Source organism: Kumtagia ephedrae (assembly GCF_003012745.1).
Taxonomy (GTDB): Bacteria; Pseudomonadota; Alphaproteobacteria; order Rhizobiales; family Rhizobiaceae; genus Kumtagia; species Kumtagia ephedrae.
In genome coordinates, this window is record NZ_PXYK01000077.1 from 1 (window position 1) to 884 (window position 884).

Here is an 884-nt window from a genome sequence, read left to right on the forward strand (position 1 = left end):
ACGGCTTCGGCGAGACGCTCCGGCGTGAGCTTTGCCGAGGACAGATAGAAGCGGCGTGAGGTTGTGACGGCGCCCGCTTCCTCGACGCTCGCCTCGACCATGGCGATGGCGGCGAGGCCGGGAAAGCGCGGCTCGCCGGGATGGCGCCGGTCGCCGGACAGCCAACCGACCTCGTGGCTGACATGGCAGCGGCGCGTCTCGATGCGGCCGTGGCCCTTGTCGATGTCGGCATGGCTGCTGGCCTTGGCGGCGGGATCGTCGAAGTAGCGGGCGACCTCGCGATGAAGGGTGGGCTGGTTGGCTTTGACGGCGAGCAGATAGTCGCCCTTACGGCCGGTGACGGCGGCGGCGATGGCCGGGTTGCAGGCGATGGCGTCGATGGTTACCAGCGCGCCGTCAAGATCGAGCCGGTCGAGGATGTCGGGGATGACCGCGCATTCGTTCTCCTTCTCGTCGACCGCTTCCTGGGCAAGCACCAGACGCGCGCTGGTGGCGAAGGCCGAGACCATGTGCAACGCCCGGCGGCCACACTTCCTGTCATGGCTGCGGCGCGAGGTCTTGCCGTCGATGGCGATCAACTTCGCCGCGTCGGGCCTCAGCCTCTGCGCCCAATCGCAAAAGCAGGCTTGAAACAGGTCCGGATCGATGCGGTTCATCACCACCCGCAGCCAGTCGGCGCAAGGCGTGCCGAAGTGGAACTCGGAAAAGCGCCGCAGGAAGGCCAGATGATTGCACCCCCACAGCGCGATCTCGTCGTAGTCTTCACAATCGGCGATTGTCGCCGCGACCACCAGGAACAGCACCTCGCGCAACGGGTAGCGCACCTTGGGCGGCTCGCGCGGATCATCGATCGCGGCAAAATGCTCCAGAAGCGTCCGAAGCCG

Annotated in this window: 1 protein-coding gene; it reads right to left on the bottom strand. The window is 66.7% G+C overall.

Going from position 1 to position 884, the window contains the following annotated elements; translation table 11 throughout:
* Positions 1–884 (bottom strand): ISAs1 family transposase (locus tag C7I84_RS29330; RefSeq protein ID WP_106775738.1); only part of this gene is annotated, 884 nt, incomplete at both ends.